Source organism: Nocardioides terrigena (assembly GCF_003047265.1).
Lineage (GTDB): Bacteria > Actinomycetota > Actinomycetes > Propionibacteriales > Nocardioidaceae > Nocardioides > Nocardioides terrigena.
Window position 1 is genome coordinate 1 of sequence record NZ_PZYY01000053.1, and the last position, 704, is coordinate 704.

A 704-nucleotide genomic window follows, 5' to 3' on the forward strand; every position below is an offset into this window, starting at 1 on the left:
CGGTGATAAAGTAGTAAAACGCGATCTCGCTTCGGGTGGCACGGAAGTATTGAGTTCAACGTTCTTAGATGAAAGTCCAAGTATTTCGCCAAATGGTATTATGGTTATTTATAGCTCTACCAAAGGTACGAGCAAAGTGCTACAATTGGTGTCCGCAGATGGCCGTTTCAAAGCTAACTTGCCGGGAGCAGGTGGACAATTTAAGTTTCCTGCTTGGTCACCGTATTTGACTAAATAAAATAAAATTCTTTTTAGGAGCAACAAATGAAAAAACTAGCTAAAGTATTGATGATTGCGGCACCAGCATTCGTATTAGCAGCTTGCAGCAGCTCATCAGACAATGCTAACGCAAATGCTAACGCAAACGCAGGTCAATTCGGCGGTATGACTGCTGAAGACTTACAAACTCGTTACAACACTGTGTACTTCGGTTTCGATAGCTACGCAGTTGAAGGTGAGTACCAACAACTTTTAGATGCACACGCTGCATACTTAACATCTGCAAACGGTAAAGTAACTGTTGCTGGTCACGCTGACGAACGTGGTACTCCAGAGTACAACATCGCATTAGGTCAACGTCGTGCAGACGCAGTTAAAAACTACTTAGCAACTAAAGGTGCTAACCAAGTTTCAACTGTTTCTTACGGTGAAGAAAAACCGGCTGTGTTAGGTCACACTGAAGCTGACTACGCTAAAAACCGTCG

General features: G+C 43.3%; 1 protein-coding gene and 1 pseudogene. Both read left to right on the plus strand.

Annotation, left to right across the window (positions count from 1 at the left end; translation table 11 throughout):
- Positions 1 to 238 (plus strand): annotated as a pseudogene (locus tag DAE25_RS22785) (PD40 domain-containing protein); the annotation flags it as partial.
- Between the two features lie 26 nt (positions 239 to 264).
- On the plus strand, positions 265 to 704 hold a 440-nt coding region (locus DAE25_RS22790; RefSeq protein WP_107768561.1), incomplete at its 3' end, for an OmpA family protein.